Below are 20,482 nucleotides of genomic sequence, written 5' to 3'. Positions count from 1 at the left end.
GCCTACATTAAATAATCAAATCCCTCCCATGCACAAATATTTGATATCGAGAAAGTCGTCCATGCCGTAGTGCGAGCCTTCGCGGCCCATGCCCGAATGCTTGACGCCGCCGAATGGCGCCATTTCATTGGCGATCATGCCCGTGTTGATGCCGACCATGCCCACTTCCAGTTCTTCGGCCACGCGCCAGACCCTGCCCAGGTCGCGGCTGTAGAAATAGCCGGCCAGGCCGAATTGCGTGGCGTTGGCCATGGCGACGACTTCGTCTTCGCTGTGGAAGCGGAACAGCGGCGCCAGCGGGGCGAAGGTTTCCTCGGTGGCGACCAGCATGTCGCTGTTCGCTTCCAGTACCACGCTGGGCTCGAAAAAGCTGCCGCCCAGCGCGTGGCGCTTGCCGCCGATGGCCAGCTTGCCGCCCTTGGACAGCGCGTCGGCGATGTGCTGCTCGATCTTGCGCACGGCGTTTTCATCGATCAGCGGGCCTTGCGTGACGCCCGCGTCCAGGCCGTTGCCCAGTTTCAGCTCGGCCACCTTGGTCACGAGGCGGGCGGCGAAATCGTCGTAGATGCTGTCCTGCACGTAGATGCGGTTGGCGCACACGCAGGTCTGCCCGCTGTTGCGGTATTTCGACATCAGCACGCCTTCGACGGCCGCGTCGATGTCGGCATCGTCGAAGACGATGAAGGGCGCGTTGCCGCCCAGTTCCAGCGACAGCTTCTTGATGGTGCCGGCCGCCTCGCGCGACAGCCAGGCGCCCACTTCCGTCGATCCCGTAAACGTGATCTTGCGTACCAGGTCGTTGTGGCACAGTTCCGTGCCGATCGCTTGCGCGGCGCCCGTCACCACATTGAAGACGCCGGGCGGCACGCCGGCGCGCAGCGCCAGTTCGCCCAGGGCCAGGGCCGACAGCGGCGTTTGCGATGCCGGTTTCAAGACCATGCTGCAGCCGGCCGCCAGGGCGGGGCCGGCTTTGCGCGTGATCATGCCGTTCGGGAAATTCCACGGCGTGATGGCCGCGCACACGCCGATCGGCTGCTTGATGACGACGATGCGCTTGTCGTTCGACGGCGGCGCGATGACGTCGCCATACGCGCGCTTGCCTTCCTCGGCAAACCATTCCAGGTAGGCCGCGTTCGAGACGATCTCGCCCTTCGCTTCGGCCAGCGACTTGCCTTGCTCGCTGGTGAGGATCAGCGCCAGGTCATCGGCGTGCTGCAAAATCAAGGCATGCCAGGCGCGCAGCACCGTGGCGCGCGCCTTCACCGTCTGCTTGCGCCACAGCCGGAAGGCCGCATGCGAGGCGGCGATGGCGCGCCGCGTTTCGGCCGCGCCCATGCGCGGCACGGTGGCGATCACGTCGCCCGTGGCCGGGTTGGTGACATCGATGGTGGCGCCGTCATCGGCGTCGCACCAGGCGCCGTCGATCAGGCATTGCTGTTTCAACAGGCTTGCGTCTTGCAGGTTCAACATGGGGTTCTCCTTGAATGAGGGATGCTGCTTATCCGGCGACCGAGACTTGGGCCAGCCCCGCGTCGACGATGATGTTCTGGCCCGTGATGCCGTCCGAATCGTCGGCCGCCAGGAACAGGGCCGTGCGTGCCACGTGGCCCGCATCGAGCCGGTATTTCAGGCATTGCAGTTCGATGAAACGCCGGTCTTCTTCCGGATCGCGCCACAGCGCGGCCTGGCGGTCCGTGGCGATGGCGCCCGGTGCGATGGCGTTGACGCGGATATTCTGTTCGCCCAGTTCGCGCGCCAGGGTGCGCGACAGGCCCGCGATGCCGGCCTTGGACGTGGTGTAGCCGACCAGGTTGGGGCGCCCGCGCATCCATGAAATGGAGCCGAGGTTGATGATGGAGCCGCCGCCGGCGGCCGCCATGCCGGGCGCCACCTGCTGGATGGCGAACACGTGGTGTTTCAGGTTCAGGGCCAGGCAGTTGTCCCAGTACTCGGGCGTCAGTTCGGCCAGTGAATGGCGGTCGTCGCGGCCCGCGTTATTGAGCAGCACGCGGATGGCGCCAAAGCGCGCCTCGACGTCGGCCAGACTGGCCTGGTAGGCGGCGATGTCGCGGATGTCGCTGTACACGAAATGCGGCGCATGGCGGCACAGGGGCGCCAGGCGCGCGGCCAGGGCAGCGCTGGCGTCGCGGTCGATGTCGCAAAAAGCCACTTGCGCGCCTTGCAGGGCGAAGTGTTCGACCATGGAAGCACCGATGCCGGAGCCGCCGCCGGAGACGAAGACCACGCGGTCCTGCAGGCTGGGGTAAAGAGTGATGTTGGCGTTCATGCTGTCCTCGGGAGGGTTGTGTGGGGTATCAATCCCGGTAAAGGGGTTCGGCGCGGCCGGCCACGTCCAGGCGCACGGCAAACAGGCCGCCGGCCTGCGGCTGGCGCGCCAGTTCATCGTCGCTTGCGCCTTCGCGCGCGCTGGTGATGTACAGGGTGCGCAGGTCGGCGCCGCCAAAGGCGATCATGGTGGGGCGCGCGACGGGCACGCGCACGATGCCGATGATCTCGCCCTGCGGCGAAAAGCGCAGCACCCGGCCGCCTTCGTACTGCGCGCTCCAGTAGCAGCCTTCCGCGTCGATGGCCGCGCCATCGGGGCGGCCGCCATACACGGCTTCTTCGCCTTTGACGGGGAGGCGGGCAAACACCTGGCGCTCGCCCACCTGGCCGCTGGCCGCGTCAAACGCGAAACGGTAGATCACGTGGTTTGGCGTATCGGACTGGAACAGGGATTTTCCATCTTCCGCGAAGGCCAGGCCATTGCTCACTTTCACGCCAAGATCGTGTTGCGGCCCCCAGCCCAGGCGTGTGGCGCCCCGTTCGAGGCAAAACATGGCGGCCAGTTCCGCCGTGCGCGGCTCGTACATGGCGCCGGCCCAGAAACGCCCGGCGCTGTCGCAGCGGCCATCGTTGAAGCGCATGTTGCCGCTGTCGTACGGTGCATCGGCCAGCTTGTCGAGCAAGCCTTCCTGCGGATAGAAACGGTAGAAGCCGTCGCGCAGGGCCGCCACCAGGCCGCCCTTTTCAGCCAGGGCGATGCAGCCCGGCTCGCACGGCACCCACCAGACGCGGTCGAGGTTTGTCGCCGGATCGTAGCGGTGCAAACGGCGCCCGGCGATATCGATCCAGTACAGACACTGCTCGGCCACGCTCCACAGCGGGCATTCGCCCAGCTGGGCGCGCGTGTCGAGCACGAGTTCGGCTTGCCATTCACGCATGCTGTTTCTCCGCAGTATCTTCGATGGCCACGCGCATGGCGATGTGCAGGCTCTCGCCGGGCGCCAGCAGGCGCATGCCCGTGTCGTGCGCGCCGCGCGCGGCCAGCGCGAACGCGTTATTCGCGTGCGTGACGGGTTCCAGCGCAATGAAGCCGCGCTCGTCGTTGGGCGCGAAGCAGACCAGGTGGCGGCAATTGTCGCTGGCCGACAGCTGCACGGCATAATCTCCGTAATCGAGGCTGGCGCGGCCCGTCCAGCCGCTGTAGCAATTGTCCGCCTGCCAGCCGGCCACCGGCTGCGGCGTGGCGAATGGCGACGCTTGCGCCACTGGTGCGAGGCCGGCCGGCAAGCGGTCATCGCCCATGCTCCACACGCCATCCCATTGCGTTTGCAGGCGCAGGCCAGGCGCCAGCGGGAAGTAGGGGTGAAATCCCAGGCCGGCGGGCATGGCGCGCGTGTCGTCATTGCGCACCGATAAAGTCAGGCGCAGGCCGGCATCGTCGAGCAGCACGGTTTGCTGCACCGTGCAGGCAAATGGCCAGTCCGCGTCGCCGCCATGCACGAGCAGCAGTTCGGCGCTGTCGCTTGTGCGCGCCACCACGTGCCAGGCGCGCTGCCAGCCAAAGCCGTGGATGCTGTGCGGCTCGGGCGGGAAATTGGTGCGCAGCGCATACGTCTGTTCCGACGCCTGCAGCACGGCGTTGCCGATGCGGTTCGAATACGGCACCAAAGGATAGCAGGCCATCTGCCGCACACCGGCGTTGGCTGGCGCGGCGCGCAGGATGTCGCGTCCGCGCCAGCGCAGCGCCGCCAGCGCGCCACCCGTGGCCGGGTGGACGTCGGCACGGCAATCGCCGTGCGCCAGGGTGAAGGGAGACTGGTGGTCCATGTCTTCGCCTTAGCCCTTCAAGCCGCCCGAGGTCAGGCCGCTGACGACCTTTTCCTGGAAGATCACGATCAGCACGACGATGGGCACGATGGCCACCACCAGCGCCGCCGAAATGATCGGCCACGGGAAGGCGAACTCGCCCTGGTACAGCTGGATGCCGACGGGCAGGGTGCGGTAAGCCACGGCGGAATTCATCGACAGCGCCAGCAGGAACTCGTCCCAGGAATTGACGAACGCGAGGATGGCGGCCGTCGCCACGCCAGGCGCGGCCAGCGGCAGCACGATGCGCCACAGGGCGCTCAGGCGGGTGCAGCCGTCGAGCATGGCCGCATTCTCGATGTCGCGCGGAATATCCTGGAAAAAGCTCACCATCATCAGGGTGCAAATCGGCAGGTTCAGCACCGTGTACGGCAGCACGAGCGCCCAGTAGGAGTTCAGCAAGCCCAGGCTGCGCATGATCTCGAACAGCGGCACCATCAGGGTCACCAGCGGGAACATCGACACGCCGATGATGGCCGTCAGGATCAAGCCACGGAAACGCAGGCGCAAGCGGGCGATCGCGTACGCGGCCAGCGCGCTGATGAACAGGCTGAGCAGGGTCGACAGGCCGGCCACGATCAGGCTGTTGGTCAGGAACGTCAGCAGCGGCTGGTCCTGGAAGGCGGAGATGAAATTGCCGATGGTCGGTTCGTGCGGCCAGTAGGTGATCGGCTTTTGCGTCAGTTCGCTCTCGGTCTTCAGCGAGGTGAAAAGAATCCACAGGGCGGGAAAGACGCCGTTGAGGATGACGATCGCGGCGGCGAACCAGCGCAGGCGCTTCGATGAAAACAGGCCGCTCATTCTTTGTCTCCTCTTACATATTTCAGATACACAAACGTGGTGGCCATCGACAGCAGAAACATGAATACCGCCAGGGTCGAGCCGTAGCCCACGTCAAGGTAGTCCACCGTATTGGACTGGATGTACATGGCCAGGGTCTTGGTTTCATCGCCAGGGCCGGGCATGTTGTACGGAATATCGAAGGACTGGATGGCCGTCAAGGTACGGAAGATCAGCGCCACCAGCATCGATGGCACCAAGAGCGGCAGGGTCACTTCCGTAAATTGCTTCCACTTGCTGGCGCCGTCCACTTCGGCCGCTTCATACAGCGAGGCGGGGATGGTCTGCAGGCCGGCCAGCAAAATCAGGGCCATGAACGACGAGGTTTTCCAGATGGTCGTGATGCAGATGGCGGCCATGGTCAGCGCGGGCGAGTTGAACCAGATTTGCGGTTCCCAGCCCAGGCCGGGGATCAGCAGGTCGATGCGGCGGATGATGTCGTTCACCAGGCCGTATTCGCTGTGGAAGAACCAGGCGAAGATCAGGCCGACGAAGGCCAGCGGCAAGGCCCACGGCAGCAGCAGCGCCAGGCGCACGGGCCAGCGGTATTTGAACGGCATGTTGGCCAGCATGGCCAGGCCCAGGCCCGCCACCAGCGCGCCAGGCACGGTGACGACGGTGATGATGATGGTGTTTTTCAAGGACTTCCAGAACAGGCTGTCTTCCAGCGCCATCTTGTAATTGTCCAGGCCCACGAAACTGGGCAGGCCGCCGCCGGACAGGCGGATGTCGAAAAAGCTGTTGTAGATCAGTTTGCTGACCGGGTAGGCCACGATCAGCAGTAAAAACAGAATCGCCGGCGTTAGCAGGACCCAGGCCAGCGTCGTTTCGCTGGGGTCCGTGATGCGGCTTTTCAGGGTGCGTTGCCTCATGATTTCCTCGTCTGTTGCGGTGTGCGTATGCGTGTGCCGCCCGGGCCGCCGTCGTGGCGGCACGGGCGCATGCCGGTTAGCGCAGGATGCGCTTGACCCGGTTTTCGATCTCGGCCACGCCGGCCGCCGGCGTCTTCACGCCCGCCATCACGGCATTCGTGTTCACGCGCACGGCTTCCGACACTTCGCTGTAGCGCGGCGTGACGGGGCGCGAACGGGCGCTTTGCACCACCGGCAGGGCGTCGGCGAACCAGCCATTGACAGCCAGCACTTCCTTGTCCTGGTAGACGGACGGGTAGACGGGCAGGTTCGAGGCCTTGATGGCCAGCTGCTTCGACACTTCCGGGCTCGACAGCCAACGCACCAGCTTGGCCGACGCTTCCTTGTTCTTCGAGAACGAGGACACGGCCCACTGCCAGCCGCCGATGCACGAGGCCGGCTTGCCGCCCGCCATGGCCGGCAGGCTGACGACGCCGACTTTATCTTTCACGCTGCTGTCGGCGCCATCCTGGAAGTGGTTCCAGGCATAGCCCCAGTTGACGGCAAACAACACGTTGCCCGCCTGGAATTCCTTGCGCGTGTCGTCGGTGGCCACTTCGGCGATGTTCTTTTTCGCCACGCCCTGGTCGACCAGCTTGCGCCACATGGCCAGGCCCGCTTCCGCCTTGGGCTTGTCCAGGGTCAGCTTGCCATTGGTGACCAGTTCGCCGCCCTGGCTCCAGTACGGCAACAGGAAAGTGCAGACGGCGCCTTCGATGGCTTTGCCCTGGAAGCTGATGCCTTGCAATTCCGGATTCTTTTCGCCGGCCTGGATGGTGCGCGCCACGGTGGCCAGCTCATCCCAGGTTTTCGGCGCCGCCAGCTTGTACTTGGCCAGCAAATCCTTGCGATAGTAGAGGAACATGGCGTCGGCAAAGGCGGGCAGGGCCACGACCTTGTTGTCGACCATATTCGCTTGCTTGTAGGCGGGCAGGTACTGGCCCATGATCTTGTCGCGGTCGGCGCCCAGGTATTTGTCCAGGCTTTCGATCCAGCCAGCCGAGGCATATTGCGCCGGGCGGATGATGTCGATCAGGAAGACGTCCAGGGTGGTGTCGCCGGCCGACAGCACCGTGTTCAGGTATTTCTGCTGCAATTCGGACGTGGCGCCGCCCGTTTCCAGGTCGATCTTGACGCCGGGATTGGCGGCCATGAACTTGGCGAACAGTTCGCGCATGACTTCGGGGCGCTCCTGGCCGCCGACGAAAACCTTGACCGTTTGCGCTTGCGCGCCGGTGGCGAGGACGAAAGTGGCGCCGAGCGCCAGGACGAGGGATTTGATACGCATGATGTTTGTCTCCTGTTTTGGTATGGAAATGCCGCTTGTGCGCGGCTTATCGGGATGGCAGAACCGCGCCGCCCTGCGGATCGAACAGATGGAATTTCTCCATGTCCAGCTGTACCGTGACTTGCTGCCCTGGCGCCAGGGCGAACGTGGGTGGCAGGCGCGCCGTCAATTCGCCGCCTTCGCACTGGAAGATGACGAGGGTTTCCGCGCCCAGCGGTTCGACCACCACGACCGTCGCGGCCAGCGCGGCGCTGGCGGGACTGGCCGCTTCCAGGGTGATGTCTTCCGGGCGGATGCCGAATTCAACGGCGCGGCCGTCGAGCTTGCCGCAGGCGGCTTGGGCAGCTGCAGGCAGGGCCAGGCTGGCTTTGCCCAGCACGATTTCGGCCTGGCCGGCGCCGTTGCGTGCCACCTTGGCGCCAAGGAAGTTCATCGGCGGCGAACCGGTGAAGCCGGCGACGAATTTCGACACGGGCTCGTTGTAGATCTGGTCCGGCGTGCCGACCTGCATGATGTTGCCACCAGACAGCACGACGATGCGTTCGGCCAGGGTCATCGCTTCGACCTGGTCATGCGTGACGTAAATCGTGGTGGCGCCGATGCGCTGGTGCAGCTTCTTGATTTCCGTGCGCATTTCCGAGCGCAGCAGGGCGTCCAGGTTCGACAGCGGTTCATCGAACAGGAACAGCTTGGCCTGGCGCACGATGGCGCGGCCCATGGCCACGCGCTGGCGCTGGCCGCCGGACAGGGCGCGCGGCTTGCGGTCGAGCAAGTGGTCGATTTTCAGGATGGTGGCGGCGGCGCGCACGCGCTGTTCGATTTCCTCCTTGGGGAAGTTGCGCAGCTTCAAGCCAAAGCCCAGGTTGTCGAACACGGACTTGTGCGGGTACAGCGCATAGTCCTGGAAGACCATGGCGATGTCGCGCTCGCGCGGCGGCAAGTCGTTGACGACCTGCCCCTCGATGGAGATGGTGCCGCCCGTGATGGACTCGAGCCCAGCGACCATGCGCATCAGGGTGGACTTGCCGCAGCCCGATGGGCCGACGAAGACGACGAACTCGCCTTGCTTGATTTCCAGGTCGATGCCATGAATGACTTCGACGCCGTTGTCGTACTTCTTGACGACCTTTTCCAGTTTTACACCTGACATGCTTGTCTCCAAAAGATGCGAATGACGCGTCTGAGCGCGCTACGTGCGTTGCAACAAAATAATTAGTAGGCACCCGTGTCGAGGGCTTTCGCCAGCGACGGTTTCAGGGCCGTGATGAAGGCGTTGGCCTGGCGCATCATCATGCCCATGTCCGAGGCGATGGCCACGTAGTCATAGCCGTAATGGATGAAAGTGTGCACCATTTCCGGCGAAGGGCCGACAATGCCGATCGGTTTGCCTATGGCGCGGGCGCGGCGGGCAGCGTTGGCAATCGCCGCCTGCACGTCGGGATGGCCGATATTGCCGATATGGCCCATCGCAGCCGACAAGTCGCCGGGACCGACGAACAGGGCGTCGACGCCCTCGACGGCGGCGATCTCTTCCAGCTGCGCCAGGGCGGCCGGCGTTTCCAGCTGAATAATCGAGAAGACGGCGCCGTTGGCGCGCGTGGCGTAGTCGGGCACGGTGCCATAGCGGCTGGCGCGGTGCATGGCGGCAAAACCGCGTGTGCCGGGAATGGCCTGGCCCGGCTGCGGATAGCGCGTGGCGGCCACGGCGCTGCGCGCTTCCGCCGCGTTTTCCACGAACGGGAACATCAGCGTTTGCGCGCCGATGTCGAGCGCGCGCTTGATCTGCACCAGGTCGTTCCAGGCCAGGCGCACGACGGGGCAGGCCGGCGTGCCGCCCACGGCTTGCAGGATCTGGTAGGCGTCCTGGTAGTCGATGGGCACGTGTTCCATGTCCAGCACCAGCCAGTCGAAGCCGGCGCAGCCCATGGCTTCGGCCGTGACGGGCGTGCCGGCCATCAGCCAGCTGCCCAGCGGTACTGCTTTGTCCGCCAGCAAGGCGCGGAAAGGGTTGTTCAAGATATCCATGTTGATCCTGTGCTCTCTATATATGTCGGAAGATGGCGGCGTCAGAAGATCGGCGGCTCGGGCGTGGCGGCGTTGCCCAGCAAGAAGTCGAGGTCGCAGCCCTGGTCGGCCTGGGTCACGTGTTCCATGTACAGCTTGGTGTAGCCGCGCGCATATTTTTGCGCGGGCGCCTGCCACTCGGCGCGGCGGCGCGCCAGTTCCTCGTCCGTCACGTCCATGTTCAGGGTGCGCGCGGCGATGTCCAGCTCGATCATGTCGCCATTGCGCACCAGGGCCAGCGGGCCGCCCACGGCCGCTTCCGGCGTCACGTGCAATACGCAAGTGCCGTAATGGGTGCCGCTCATGCGCGCGTCGGAGATGCGCACCATGTCGCGGATGCCCTGCTGCAGCAGCTTTTTCGGCACGGGCAAATTGCCCCATTCCGGCATGCCGGGCGCGCCGATGGGGCCGCCATTGCGCAGGATCAGCACCGTGTTTTCATCGATGTCGAGGTCGGGCGCATGGATTTGCGCCAGCATCTCCGCGTTCGAGTCGAACACGAGGGCGCGTCCCCGGTGTTTGGCGAACTTCGGATTGGCGGCCGACGGCTTGATGACGGCGCCGCCAGGGCACAGGTTGCCGCGCAGCACGGCCAGCGCCGCGCCGTCGGCCACCGGCTGCGACACCTTGCGGATCACGCTGTCGTCGAGGCAGACGGCGTCGGCGATGTTTTCGCCCAGGCTGCGGCCCGTGACCGTCAAGGCCGTCAAGTCCAGCTGCGGCGCGATTTCCTTGAGCAGGGCCGGCATGCCGCCAGCATAGAAGAAATCTTCCATCAGCTTGTCGCCGGACGGGAAGAGGTTGGCGATGACCGGGACTTTTTGCGCCATCGCATCCATTTCATCGAGCGACAGGGCCAGGCCGGCGCGCCCGGCGATGGCGACCAGGTGGATGGCCGCATTGGTCGAGCCGCCGAGCGCCATGTAGGCGGCCACACCGTTCGACAGCGCGGCGCGGGTGAAGAAGCGCGACGGCTTCAAGTCTTCCCACACCATGTCGACGATGCGCTCGCCGCATTGCGAGGCCATGCGCACGTGGTTGGCATCCATGGCGGGAATGCTGGTGGCACCGGGCAAGGTAAAGCCCATCGCCTCGACGATGGACGTCATGGTCGAGGCCGTGCCCATGGTGTTGCAGGTGCCGGGCGAGCGCGTCATCTTCGCTTCGAGCTTGATCCACTCGGGCTTGGCGATGTCGCCGGCCACGTAGTCGTCCCAGAATTTCTTGGTATGCGTACCCGCGCCCACGCTCTGGCCGCGGTAGCGGTCGTTGAGCATGGGGCCGGCAGGGCAGAAAATGGCGGGGATGTCCATGCTGATGGCGCCCATCAGCATGCCGGGCGTGGTCTTGTCGCAGCCGCCGAGCAGCACGGCGCCGTCGATCGGCAGCGAGCGCAGCAGTTCTTCCGTTTCCATGGCGAGGAAGTTGCGGTAGATCATGGTGGTGGGCTTGACCATGACTTCGCCCAGCGACAGGGCCGGCAGCTCGACGGGGAAGCCGCCGGCCAGCAGGATGCCCCGTTTGACGGCTTCGGCCCGTTCGCGCAGGTGCGAGTGGCACGGCGACAGGTCGCTCCAGGTATTGATGATGGCGATGACGGGGCGGTCGAGGAATTCCTCGCGGCGCAAGCCCATCTGCTGCAGGCGCTGGCGGTGGGCGAACGAGCGCATGTCGTCTGGGGCCAGCCAGCGCTGGCTGCGCAGGGATTCCAGCGTGCGGCGGGAGGTAGCGGAGCTCAATGTGTGTCCTTTTTGGTTGCCTGGCGCGCTGCGTATGGCGTTCCAGTGCTGCTGTCTCGGGTCTTGCTCTTGGCCTTTGTTAGCGCTAACATTGCAAGTACAGCGAAATATAATTTGAATCGCTGGGGGCTGTCAACAGATTTAATGCAGGGTGCAGGCGCGCAGCCCTTACACTATCGGCATGATTTCATTGACGCCAATTTCCAGGGTGGAATTTATGCGGCCCGGCCGAAGGGCCGTAAAGCACCGGCGTTACGCTGGCGTCCCCCGTGCGCCCGGCCATGGCATGATGCGTGGTGATCACCGATTTTTGAGAAGGCAGTACCCATGAACGACCCAGTACGCAAGCGGCGCGGCCTCGGCCGCAGCACCGTGTTCGATGTGGCCAAATTGGCACAGACCTCGGCCATTTCCGTGTCGCGCTATTTCAAGGAGCCGGACCGCGTGTCGCAGGAAACGCGCGAGCGCATCAAGAGCGCCATCGACCAGCTCGGCTATATCCGCAACGAGGCGGCCGGCGGTCTGGCCTCGACCCAGGGCCGCATCGTGGGCGCCATCGTGCCCAGCGTGTCGAACTCCATCTTTGCGGAAACCATCCAGGGCTTGTCGACCACCTTGTCGCAGCACAATTACCAATTGCTGCTGGCCACCCACGATTACTCGATCGAGACGGAAGAAAAAGTCGTGCGCGCCTTTCTCGGCTGGTCGCCGCGCGCGCTGGTGCTGACGGGCGCCGACCACAGCGCCGCCACGGAAACCTTGCTGGCGGGCTTGCAGATTCCCGTCATCGAAACGTGGGATATCCGCCCCGAGCGGCCGTATCCGCAGATCGGCTTTTCGCACATCGCCACGGGGCGCGACATGACCTTGTACCTGCACGCGCAAGGCTACCGGCGCATCGTGTATGTGGACAGCGGCATCGGCAGCGATTTCCGCGCCCGCAAGCGGGCCCAGGGCTATGAGGAAACCATGCGGCAGCTGGGTTTGCGTGCGGACATCGTGCAAGCGTCGGTGACGGCGCCGCTCGATGCGGGCGGGCAAGTGTTCAGCGAGCAAATGGCGCGCGCCGAACGTCCCGACGCCCTGTTTTTTGCCAACGACAACATGGCTGCCGGCGCCATCTATGAAGCGGCGCGCCTGGGCATTCGCATTCCCGAGCAATGCGCGGTGGCCGGCTTTGGCGACTTCCCGTTCTCGGAAAAACTCATGCCGGCGCTGACGACGATACGCGTGCCGCGCTATGACATCGGCCGCCTGGCCGCGCAAGCCATCCTGCAGCGCCTGGGCGAAGTGGACGAGGGTGCCGCGTCACCGGCCTTGGCGCCGCTGTCCTACGAGCTGATCGCGCGGGCCAGCGCCTGACGGCCACTGTCAGGGGCAGATATTGATGAATCATATTTCCATCATCACAACATGCAATTGGATGGATATGCTGCGATGCGGCATCATGCACTTGTCTCCTCTACTTCCTCACAGGAATTAGATTCAGCCCGCTCCCGTAGCGGGCTTTTTTTTGCCTGTGCCCGTCTGCGATTCTATGAATATTACTAATGGATATATGAAGTTTTACCATTATTTTTCATGGATGAAAGCCTCTATGATGTCTCCATACTTCATCAGGAGGAACTACCGCCATGACCGTCACGACACATAACTTGGGCTATCCGCGCATCGGCGCCAAACGGGAATTGAAATTCGCCCTGGAAGACTACTGGAAGGGCCAAAGCAGCCTGGACGCGCTGGAAGGCCGTGGCGCGGACTTGCGCCAGCGCCACTGGCAAGACCAGAGCGGGCTGGACCTGGCGCCCGTCGGCGACTTTTCCTTCTACGACCAGGTGCTGGACCTGAGTTTTACCCTGGGTAACTTGCCGCAGCGCGTGCGCGGCCGGGAAGGCGCGGCGCTCGACAACTATTTTCGCGTGGCCCGCGGCCGCTCGGCCAGCGACAGCGATTGCAGCTGCGTCCACGCCGGCGAAATGACGAAATGGTTCGACACCAATTATCACTACATCGTGCCGGAATTTTCGGCCGGGACGCAGTTCAAGCTCGACAGCAGCCGTTTGCTGCGGCAACTGGCGCAAGCGCGTCAATTGAACGTCAAGGCCAAGCCCGTGCTGATCGGCCCCGTCACCTATCTGTGGCTGGGCAAGGCCAAGGATGATTCCGACAAGCTGGCGCTGCTGCAAGGCTTGCTGCCCATCTACGTGCAACTGCTGCAGGAACTGGCGGCCCAGGGCGTGGAATGGGTGCAGATTGATGAACCCATCCTCGTCACGGAACTGGACGGCGCCTGGCAGCAGGCGCTGGTCACGGCCTACGATGCCTTGAGCAAGGTCAAGAACGTCAAGCTGCTGCTGGCCACGTATTTCGGCAAGCTGCAAGACAATCTGGCACTGGCGTGCAGGCTGCCGGTGCATGGCTTGCATCTTGACGCCATCAACGCCCGCGAGGAAGTGGCGCAGGTGATGGCCCAATTGCCCGCCAGCAGCGTGCTGTCGCTGGGCGTCGTAAATGGCCGCAATATCTGGAAGACGGATTTGAATGAGGTGCTGGCATGGCTGGAGCCCGTGCACGCCAGCTTGCAATCGCGGCTGTGGATCGCCCCGTCGTGCTCCTTGCTGCACGTGCCCGTCGACCTGGACAGTGAACAAAAGCTCGATACGGATATCAAATCCTGGCTGGCCTTTGCCCGTCAAAAGCTCGATGAAGTGCACACCCTGGCCGGCGCGCTGAACCAGGGTCGCGCCTCCGTGCAAGCGGCGCTCGACGCCAATCATGTGGCCGTGCAAGCGCGCCGGCAGTCGCCGCGCGTGCACAATCCCGATGTGAAAGCGGCCGTGGCCCGCATCGATGCAAGCCTGGGCCAGCGCGCCGGCAGCTATGCCGAACGTGCCGCCAAGCAAGCTGCACTGCTGCAATTGCCCGCGTACCCAACGACAACCATCGGCTCCTTCCCGCAGACGGCGGAAATCCGCCAGGCCCGTAGCCAGTTCCGCAGCGGCCAGCTCGATGCAGCCAGCTACAAAAAACTGATGCAGGCGGAAATCGCCCATTGCGTCCAGGAACAGGAAACACTGGGCCTGGATGTCTTTGTGCACGGCGAAGCGGAACGCAATGACATGGTGGAATATTTCGGCGAACAGCTCGACGGCTACGCCTTCAGCCAGTTCGGGTGGGTGCAATCGTACGGTTCGCGCTGCGTGAAGCCGCCCATTTTGTTCGGCGACATCAGCCGTCCGCGCGCCATGACGGTCGAGTGGAGCACCTACGCCCAGTCGCTGACGGACAAGCCGATGAAAGGCATGCTGACGGGCCCCGTCACTATCCTGAACTGGTCCTTCGTGCGCGACGACCAGCCCCGCTCCGTGTCGTGCTACCAGCTGGCGTTGGCCATCCGCGCCGAGGTGCGGGACCTGGAACAGGCCGGCATTCGCGTGATCCAGATCGACGAGGCGGCATTGCGCGAAGGCTTGCCGCTGCGCAAATCGCAATGGGCCGACTACCTGCGCTGGGCCGTGGAATCGTTCCGCATCACGGCCAATGGCGTGGCCGATGAAACGCAGATCCACACGCACATGTGCTATTCGGAATTCAACGACATCATCGCGCAGATCGCCGGCATGGATGCGGACGTGATCACGATCGAAACGTCGCGCTCCGACATGGAATTGCTGGACGCCTTCGATGATTTCAACTATCCGAACGACATCGGCCCTGGCGTCTACGATATCCACTCGCCGAATATTCCTGCCCAGGAACAAATGGTAAAACTGATGCGCAAGGCGGCCGAGCGCATCCCCGCCCAGCGCCTGTGGGTCAATCCCGATTGCGGCCTGAAAACGCGCGGCTGGAAAGAAGTCATACCCGCGCTGGCCAACATGGTGGCGGCCGCGAAAACCTTGCGCGGCGACACCGTGGCCTAAGGAGGGCAGGGGCAGGGGAGGCCGCTATGGCTGAGACGTGGCTGAGATATAGAACAATCGTATTTCTGTCATCACAACATGCAATTGGATAATGATGCTGCGATGCGGCATCATGCACCTGTCTCCTCTACTTCCTCCAAGCAAATAGATTCAGCCCGCTTCCGTAGCGGGCTTTTTTTTGCCCGCGTCATGCGCTACAGCACATTGGCCGCCACGGCCGAACTGTAGTTGCGCGCCAGCGCCGCGATGATGGCGGCCATCGCCTGCGGGTTGTCGGTGGTGCCGAAATGCGCGGCATACAGGCGCTTGGCCGCCTCGACTTGCGCGTTCGTCAGTTTCACGGCGTAGGCCATGCGCACGGTTTCAGGATTGTTCAGCGTCATTTTTCACCTTCAAAACAGGAATGTCGGTTGGCTCGCGTCCCTTGCTCGCGCAAAGGATTGCAACTACAATCGTTGCATTTGCAATCGTATAGGCAATGTCTGCCTTGCGCAAGCGTTGTTGCAACAGGAGCCTTCATGCATTCTTCCCCTTCTTCCCCTTCTTCTCCGCCGTTGGACGCCGCGCGCGACGCCGCTCAAGCCTGCCTGGCCGCGCTGGCGGCAGCGCCGGCGTTGCCGTTGCGGCAGGTTTCGCCGCGCCGGGCACTGGGCGCCATGGCGCGCAGCTTGCAGACGGGCGCGGGCGCGGCGAATGCCATCCGCGTCGTGCGCGCGGAAGTGACGCAGCGGCATGACGATGCCTGGAATGTGACGGCGTCCGCCAGTGCCTGGCCGCTGCGCTATGGCGCCGAGAAACCGCTGCTGTATCTGTGCCGTCCCGCTTCGGTTCAGGCATTGTGTGGCGTGCTGGTCGATGCGCGCGAGCGTGGCATCGTTTGCAGCGATGCGGAAACGCAATCTTCTCGCTGGCCGAAAGGCGTGCAGCCGGCGCTGCCCGCCTGGCTGGCCGCGCAGCACAATTGCACGCCCTTCGACCCGGCGACGGGCGAGGAAGTACGCGCCATCTTGCGCGCGGCACTGGAAACGCTGTATGTGGAACAGCAGTCAGGCTTTTACTACCTGGCCATACATGATGAAGGTGCGGATGCGGATGCGGATGAGTATGCGGTGGCGGCGCTCTTGTCGGCCGCTGATGCGGCAGCGGCCAGCCTGGGCATGTACCGCGTGTCGCCGCTGCGCCCTGAGCCATGCCGGGTGCGTCTGTGCGGGGCGGGAAGGATGCTGGCCGTCGTTGCCGATGCCGCCCGCCTGCTGAAGGAGGACTGGGATATTGCCGCGCAAGTGTGGAGTTGCCCCAGTTACACGCGCCTGGCGCGCGATGCGCAGGCGGCGGAGCAGTGGAACCTGCGTCACCCGCGCGCCATTCCAAGACTGGCCCATGTGCGGCGTTGCCTCGATGACAGCGCCGCGCCCGTCATCGCCGTCACCGGCTATGGGCAGCACATCGCGGGCCAGATCGGCGGCCATGTGCGCGGGCGTTTCATCGCCGTCGGTGCCGATACCCGGATGGAAACGAGTGCGCCATGGCTGGTCGTTACCGCCTTGAAAGCCCTGGCCGACGACGGCGCGCTGCCCCTGCAGTTCGTTGATGACGCGCTGCGGCGCTACGCCTTGGTCTGAACCTTGCCCTGGCCTGCGTTGCGTGCCGCCTCGGCGGCGCGGGCGAGGGCGGCGCTGAAGCCTTGCTGCCCGCCGCTGTCAAATTGCGCCAGGAACAGGTCGGCCACTGTGGCCTGGTACACGGCCCACATCTGCTTGCGCAGGATTTTCCCGTCTTCCGTGATGGAAACGAAGGCGGCGCGCCCGTCTTCCATCGAACGCGTGCGCGTCACCAGGCGGTCCGTTTCCAGCTTGTCCACCAGGCGCGTCAGGTTGTAGCGTTCGATGGCCAGCGCGTCGGCCAGTTCGTGCATGCGGCGCGAACCGTCGGGGCCGCTTTCGAGTCCCCACAGCACGTCATACCACGCATACACGGGCAGCTTGGCCGCCGCCAGGCGGCGTTCGATCTCGCGGATCATCAAACGGTGCGTGCGCACGAATGAAAACCACAGGTCGGGCGCGGGGGGCGAGCCAATTTCAGGCGCAGTTTCAGACATCGGTATTCCTCCAGATCAATCACAGTTGCAAATGCAATTATAGCGCTATACAATGGCCGGCATAACGATTGCAAATGCAATGATTGCAGTGGCAATCGATCATGACGATGTATGCCCACCCTCAGGAGACTGCCATGACCCCATCCCTCGCCGTACCCGATATCGATCCGCAAGAAACCCAAGAATGGCTGGAGGCGATGCAGGCCGTCGTCGCCGTGGAAGGGCGCCCGCGCGCCCATTACCTGCTCGACCAGCTTGTCGATATTGATGCCGCGCAGCACGGCGGCATGCATGGCCGCGTCACCACCGCCTATACCAACAGCATCGCCACGGCGCGCCAGCCCGCTTATCCGGGCGACCTGGCCATCGAGCGCCGCCTGAATGCCTACATCCGCTGGAATGCGATGGTGATGGTGCTGCGCGCGGCCAAACACTCGAACGTGGGCGGCCACATCGCCACTTACCAGTCGGCGGCCGTGCTGTATGACGTCGGCTTCAGCCATTTCTTCCGTGGCCATACGGATCAGTTTGCCGGCGACCTGGTCTACATCCAGGGCCATTCCGCGCCCGGCATCTATGGCCGGGCCTATCTGGAAGGCCGGATCACGGAAGCGCAGCTGGACAATTACCGCCGCGAAGCGGGCCGCGAGGGCTTGTCGTCGTATCCGCATCCCCGGCTGATGCCCGATTTCTGGCAATTCCCCACGGTATCGATGGGACTGGGCCCGCTGACGGCCGCCTACCAGGCCCGTTTCATGCGCTACCTCGAGTACCGTGGCTTGAAGGAACACCAGGGCCGCAAAGTGTGGGCTTTCCTTGGCGACGGCGAGATGGACCAGCCGGAATCGCTGGCCGCCATTTCCCTGGGCGGCCGCGAGCGCCTCGATAACCTGATCTTTGTCGTCAACTGCAACCTGCAGCGTCTGGACGGTCCCGTGCGCGGCAACAGCAAGGTCATCCAGGAGCTGGAAGGGACCTTCCGCGCGGCGGGCTGGCATGTCATCAAGGTCATCTGGGGCAGCGGCTGGGATGCTTTATTGCAGAGCGACACGAGCGGCTTGTTGCGACAGCGCATGATGGAATGCGTGGACGGCGATTACCAGACCTTCAAATCGCAGAATGGCGCGTATGTGCGCGAGCATTTCTTTGGCAAGTATCCGGAACTGCTGGCGCTGGTGGCGCACATGTCGGACGACGACATCTGGCAGTTGACGCGCGGCGGTCACGACCCCGAAAAAGTCCACGCGGCCTACGCAGAAGCCGTGCGCACGACTGGCCGGCCCACGGTGATCCTGGCCAAGACCGTCAAGGGTTTCGGCATGGGCGAGGCGGGAGAAGGGCAGAACATCAACCATCAGCTGAAAAAGATGAGCGCCGACGCCGTGCGCGCCTTCCGCGACCGCTTCGCGCTGCCCGTCAGCGATGCCCAGCTGGAAGAAATGCCGTATCTGAAACCGGCGCCGGACAGCGAGGAAGCGCGCTATTTCGCCGCGCGCCGGGCACAGCTGGGCGGTTATATTCCCGCCCGCATCAGCAAAGTGGCGCCCCTGCCGATACCGCCGCTGTCCGCGTTCGCCACCCAGCTCAAGGATAGCGGCGAGCGGGGCGCGTCCACCACCATGGCCTTCGTGCGCATCCTCGGTACCCTGCTGAAAGATCCCGCCTTGAGCAAGATCATCGTGCCCATCGTGCCAGACGAATCGCGCACCTTCGGCATGGAAGGGCTGTTCCGCCAGATCGGCATCCATTCCTACCTGGGCCAGCTGTACACGCCGCAGGACGCGGGCCAGCTCAGTTATTACAAGGAAGCCAAGGATGGACAGATCTTGCAGGAAGGCATCAACGAATCGGGAGCCATTTCCTCCTGGATCGCCGCCGGGACGTCGTACAGCAACCATGGCCTGGCCACCATCCCGTTCTACATCTTCTATTCGATGTTCGGCTTGCAGCGCGTGGGCGACCTGGCGTGGGCGGCGGCCGATGCCCGCACGCGCGGCTTCCTGCTGGGCGCCACCTCGGGCCGCACGACACTGATGGGGGAAGGCCTGCAGCATGACGATGGCCACAGCCACGTGCTGTCGTCCGTGATTCCCAACTGCATCTCGTACGATCCCACCTATGCCTACGAGCTGGCCGTGATCATCCACGACGGCATGCGCCGCATGTTTGCCGAGCAAGAGGATATTTTCTATTACATCACCTTGCTCAACGAAAACTATCCGCACCCGGCCATGCCGGCAGGCGCCGAGGCGGGCATCTTGCAGGGCCTGTATCTGCTGCAGGAAAGCCCGGCAGCACTCACGGCAACCACGCCGCGCGTGCAGCTGATGGGCAGCGGCTCCATCCTGCGCGAAGTGCAGGCCGCCAGCGTGCTGCTGCAGCAGGATTTCGGCGTGGCGGCCGACGTGTGGAGCGCCACCAGCCTGACGCAAGTGCGGCGCGACGGCCTGGCCGTGCAGCGCTGGAACATGCTGCACCCGGACAGTGAGCCGCGCGTGCCGTATATCGCGCAATGCCTGGCTGGCCGGCAAGGCCCGGTGGTGATCGCCACCGATTACATGAAGATCGTGGCCGACCAGGTGCGCCCCTTCGTGCATGACCGGCGCTTCCTTGCCCTGGGCACGGATGGCTTCGGCCGCTCCGATACGCGCGAATCCTTGCGCACCTTCTTTGAAGTGGACCGCCATTTCATCGTGCTGGCCGCCCTGACGGCGCTGGCCGATGGGGGCCAGCTGCCACGCAGCAAGATTGGCGTAGCCATCGCCAGATACGGCATCGACGTGGGAAAACTCGATCCCGCGTCCGTGTAACTTTTCGAGGAGTGATCATGAAACTGTATTACGCAACGGGAACGTGTTCTTTGTCGCCGCACATCGTGGCCATCGAGGCGGGTATTGCGCTGGAGCTGGAAAGAGTTGATATTCGCAAGATTCCACGTGTCACGGAAACGGGCGCGGACTATGCGCAGGTGAATCCGAACCTGTACGTGCCGGCGCTGGCGCTGGACGATGGCACCATCTTGCTGGAAGGCACGGCCATCGTGCAATACCTGGCCGACCTGGCGCCGGCCAGCGGCCTGGCGCCGCCGCCCGGCTCCCTGGCGCGCGTGCAGCTGCAATCGTGGCTGGGTTTTATTGCCACCGAGCTGCACAAGGTGTTCAGCCCCTGGCTGTTCCACCCGGAATACGGCGCGCAGGCGCAGGACGTGGCCCGCTCGCGCCTGGCCTCACGCCTCGACTATGTGGAGCGGCAACTGGCGGCTGGCGGACCGTATCTGCTGGGCGAGCGTTACTCCATCGCGGATACCTATCTGTACACCATCCTCGGCTGGTCGGCGCACACCAAGGTGGACTTGTCGGCTTTCCCGCAAGTGTGGCGCTTGATCGAGCGCGTCGGCGAGCGTCCCGCCGTGCAGCAGGCGTTGCGCGAAGAGGGGGGTAGATATTGATAAAACATATTTCTATCAT

The 20,482-nt window shown here is 64.0% G+C and carries 17 protein-coding genes; 5 read left to right on the top strand and 12 right to left on the bottom strand.

The annotated features are described in order from the left end of the window. Window positions 1-15: 15 nt before the first annotated feature. From HWE17_RS14930 to araD, 10 genes are all read right to left on the bottom strand, one after another. Entirely contained in the window at window positions 16-1,470 is a 1,455-nt protein-coding gene (locus tag HWE17_RS14930; RefSeq protein ID WP_176389277.1) for an NAD-dependent succinate-semialdehyde dehydrogenase, read from the bottom strand. A 28-nt stretch (window positions 1,471-1,498) separates the two neighbouring features. Beyond that, window positions 1,499-2,287: an SDR family NAD(P)-dependent oxidoreductase gene (locus tag HWE17_RS14925; protein WP_035819757.1), complete on the bottom strand. Its 789-nt coding sequence runs from the start codon at window positions 2,285-2,287 to the stop codon at window positions 1,499-1,501. Window positions 2,288-2,315: 28 nt separating this feature from the next. Further along, window positions 2,316-3,224 carry an SMP-30/gluconolactonase/LRE family protein gene (locus HWE17_RS14920; protein WP_176389276.1) on the bottom strand — a complete coding sequence of 303 codons (909 nt, stop codon included), beginning with the start codon at window positions 3,222-3,224 and terminating at the stop codon, window positions 2,316-2,318. Beyond that, window positions 3,217-4,113, bottom strand: a complete 897-nt coding sequence (locus tag HWE17_RS14915) for an aldose 1-epimerase (protein WP_176389275.1) — start codon at window positions 4,111-4,113, stop codon at window positions 3,217-3,219. Before HWE17_RS14915 ends, HWE17_RS14920 begins: the two co-directional genes overlap by 8 nt. Before the next feature lie 9 nt (window positions 4,114-4,122). Then, the gene (locus HWE17_RS14910) at window positions 4,123-4,953 is read right to left on the bottom strand and encodes a carbohydrate ABC transporter permease (protein ID WP_034755232.1); all 831 of its coding nucleotides are present in this window, start codon (window positions 4,951-4,953) and stop codon (window positions 4,123-4,125) included. Then, on the bottom strand, window positions 4,950-5,864 hold the full coding sequence (locus HWE17_RS14905) for a carbohydrate ABC transporter permease (RefSeq protein ID WP_176389274.1): 915 nt from the start codon (window positions 5,862-5,864) through the stop codon (window positions 4,950-4,952). The genes HWE17_RS14910 and HWE17_RS14905 overlap by 4 nt, the downstream gene beginning before the upstream one ends. Window positions 5,865-5,940: 76 nt before the next feature. Then, a complete protein-coding gene (locus HWE17_RS14900; protein WP_035819750.1) occupies window positions 5,941-7,191 on the bottom strand; it encodes an ABC transporter substrate-binding protein in 1,251 nt (416 codons plus the stop codon). Window positions 7,192-7,237: 46 nt separating this feature from the next. Then, window positions 7,238-8,341: an ABC transporter ATP-binding protein gene (locus HWE17_RS14895; protein ID WP_176389273.1), complete on the bottom strand. Its 1,104-nt coding sequence runs from the start codon at window positions 8,339-8,341 to the stop codon at window positions 7,238-7,240. 62 nt (window positions 8,342-8,403) lie between these two features. Then, window positions 8,404-9,216, bottom strand: coding sequence for an HpcH/HpaI aldolase/citrate lyase family protein (locus tag HWE17_RS14890; protein WP_099403063.1), 813 nt, complete (start codon window positions 9,214-9,216; stop codon window positions 8,404-8,406). A 41-nt stretch (window positions 9,217-9,257) separates the two neighbouring features. Continuing rightward, a complete protein-coding gene (gene araD, locus HWE17_RS14885) occupies window positions 9,258-10,994 on the bottom strand; it encodes an L-arabinonate dehydratase (RefSeq protein WP_176389272.1) in 1,737 nt (578 codons plus the stop codon). 327 nt (window positions 10,995-11,321) lie between these two features. Between araD and HWE17_RS14880 the strand changes: the two genes are divergently transcribed. Together HWE17_RS14880 and metE are read left to right on the top strand one after the other, a co-directional pair. Then, entirely contained in the window at window positions 11,322-12,356 is a 1,035-nt protein-coding gene (locus tag HWE17_RS14880; protein WP_176389271.1) for a LacI family DNA-binding transcriptional regulator, read from the top strand. A 272-nt stretch (window positions 12,357-12,628) separates the two neighbouring features. Continuing rightward, complete coding sequence (gene metE, locus HWE17_RS14875) at window positions 12,629-14,917, top strand: 5-methyltetrahydropteroyltriglutamate--homocysteine S-methyltransferase (RefSeq protein ID WP_176389270.1); 2,289 nt, start codon at window positions 12,629-12,631, stop codon at window positions 14,915-14,917. A gap of 194 nt (window positions 14,918-15,111) precedes the next feature. Here the strand turns inward: metE and HWE17_RS14870 are convergent, their stop codons facing one another. Next, window positions 15,112-15,300 carry a hypothetical protein gene (locus tag HWE17_RS14870; RefSeq protein WP_034755254.1) on the bottom strand — a complete coding sequence of 63 codons (189 nt, stop codon included), beginning with the start codon at window positions 15,298-15,300 and terminating at the stop codon, window positions 15,112-15,114. A gap of 135 nt (window positions 15,301-15,435) precedes the next feature. Between HWE17_RS14870 and HWE17_RS14865 the strand changes: the two genes are divergently transcribed. Next, on the top strand, window positions 15,436-16,539 hold the full coding sequence (locus HWE17_RS14865) for a pyruvate dehydrogenase (protein WP_176389269.1): 1,104 nt from the start codon (window positions 15,436-15,438) through the stop codon (window positions 16,537-16,539). On the opposite strand, the gene HWE17_RS14860 is transcribed toward HWE17_RS14865, so the two are convergent. Beyond that, a complete protein-coding gene (locus tag HWE17_RS14860) occupies window positions 16,524-17,015 on the bottom strand; it encodes a MarR family winged helix-turn-helix transcriptional regulator (RefSeq protein ID WP_176389268.1) in 492 nt (163 codons plus the stop codon). The genes HWE17_RS14865 and HWE17_RS14860 overlap by 16 nt on opposite strands. A gap of 134 nt (window positions 17,016-17,149) precedes the next feature. Between HWE17_RS14860 and aceE the strand changes: the two genes are divergently transcribed. Next, window positions 17,150-19,825 carry a pyruvate dehydrogenase (acetyl-transferring), homodimeric type gene (gene aceE, locus HWE17_RS14855; protein WP_176389267.1) on the top strand — a complete coding sequence of 892 codons (2,676 nt, stop codon included), beginning with the start codon at window positions 17,150-17,152 and terminating at the stop codon, window positions 19,823-19,825. A 17-nt stretch (window positions 19,826-19,842) separates the two neighbouring features. Further along, window positions 19,843-20,463, top strand: a complete 621-nt coding sequence (gene gstA / locus HWE17_RS14850) for a glutathione transferase GstA (RefSeq protein ID WP_176389266.1) — start codon at window positions 19,843-19,845, stop codon at window positions 20,461-20,463. Window positions 20,464-20,482 lie beyond the last annotated feature (19 nt).

The sequence above is a fragment of the Janthinobacterium sp. BJB401 genome, from assembly GCF_013372745.1.
Taxonomy (GTDB): Bacteria; Pseudomonadota; Gammaproteobacteria; order Burkholderiales; family Burkholderiaceae_D; genus Janthinobacterium; species Janthinobacterium rivuli.
The sequence above is the reverse complement of the archived record's forward strand: the minus strand, read 5'-3'. Positions and strand labels throughout refer to the sequence as shown.

Excerpts from the sequence above, each read along its gene's own strand:
- HWE17_RS14895 (WP_176389273.1), bottom strand. The coding sequence starts at position 8,341 with ATGTCAGGTGTAAAACTGGAAAAGGTCGTCAAGAAGTACGACAACGGC.
- HWE17_RS14890 (WP_099403063.1), bottom strand. The coding sequence starts at position 9,216 with ATGGATATCTTGAACAACCCTTTCCGCGCCTTGCTGGCGGACAAAGCA.
- HWE17_RS14930 (WP_176389277.1), bottom strand. The coding sequence starts at position 1,470 with ATGTTGAACCTGCAAGACGCAAGCCTGTTGAAACAGCAATGCCTGATC.
- HWE17_RS14860 (WP_176389268.1), bottom strand. The coding sequence starts at position 17,015 with ATGTCTGAAACTGCGCCTGAAATTGGCTCGCCCCCCGCGCCCGACCTG.
- aceE (WP_176389267.1), top strand. The coding sequence starts at position 17,150 with ATGACCCCATCCCTCGCCGTACCCGATATCGATCCGCAAGAAACCCAA.
- HWE17_RS14880 (WP_176389271.1), top strand. The coding sequence starts at position 11,322 with ATGAACGACCCAGTACGCAAGCGGCGCGGCCTCGGCCGCAGCACCGTG.
- HWE17_RS14915 (WP_176389275.1), bottom strand. The coding sequence starts at position 4,113 with ATGGACCACCAGTCTCCCTTCACCCTGGCGCACGGCGATTGCCGTGCC.
- HWE17_RS14865 (WP_176389269.1), top strand. The coding sequence starts at position 15,436 with ATGCATTCTTCCCCTTCTTCCCCTTCTTCTCCGCCGTTGGACGCCGCG.
- gstA (WP_176389266.1), top strand. The coding sequence starts at position 19,843 with ATGAAACTGTATTACGCAACGGGAACGTGTTCTTTGTCGCCGCACATC.
- HWE17_RS14905 (WP_176389274.1), bottom strand. The coding sequence starts at position 5,864 with ATGAGGCAACGCACCCTGAAAAGCCGCATCACGGACCCCAGCGAAACG.
- HWE17_RS14870 (WP_034755254.1), bottom strand. The coding sequence starts at position 15,300 with ATGACGCTGAACAATCCTGAAACCGTGCGCATGGCCTACGCCGTGAAA.
- metE (WP_176389270.1), top strand. The coding sequence starts at position 12,629 with ATGACCGTCACGACACATAACTTGGGCTATCCGCGCATCGGCGCCAAA.
- HWE17_RS14920 (WP_176389276.1), bottom strand. The coding sequence starts at position 3,224 with ATGCGTGAATGGCAAGCCGAACTCGTGCTCGACACGCGCGCCCAGCTG.
- HWE17_RS14925 (WP_035819757.1), bottom strand. The coding sequence starts at position 2,287 with ATGAACGCCAACATCACTCTTTACCCCAGCCTGCAGGACCGCGTGGTC.
- HWE17_RS14900 (WP_035819750.1), bottom strand. The coding sequence starts at position 7,191 with ATGCGTATCAAATCCCTCGTCCTGGCGCTCGGCGCCACTTTCGTCCTC.
- HWE17_RS14910 (WP_034755232.1), bottom strand. The coding sequence starts at position 4,953 with ATGAGCGGCCTGTTTTCATCGAAGCGCCTGCGCTGGTTCGCCGCCGCG.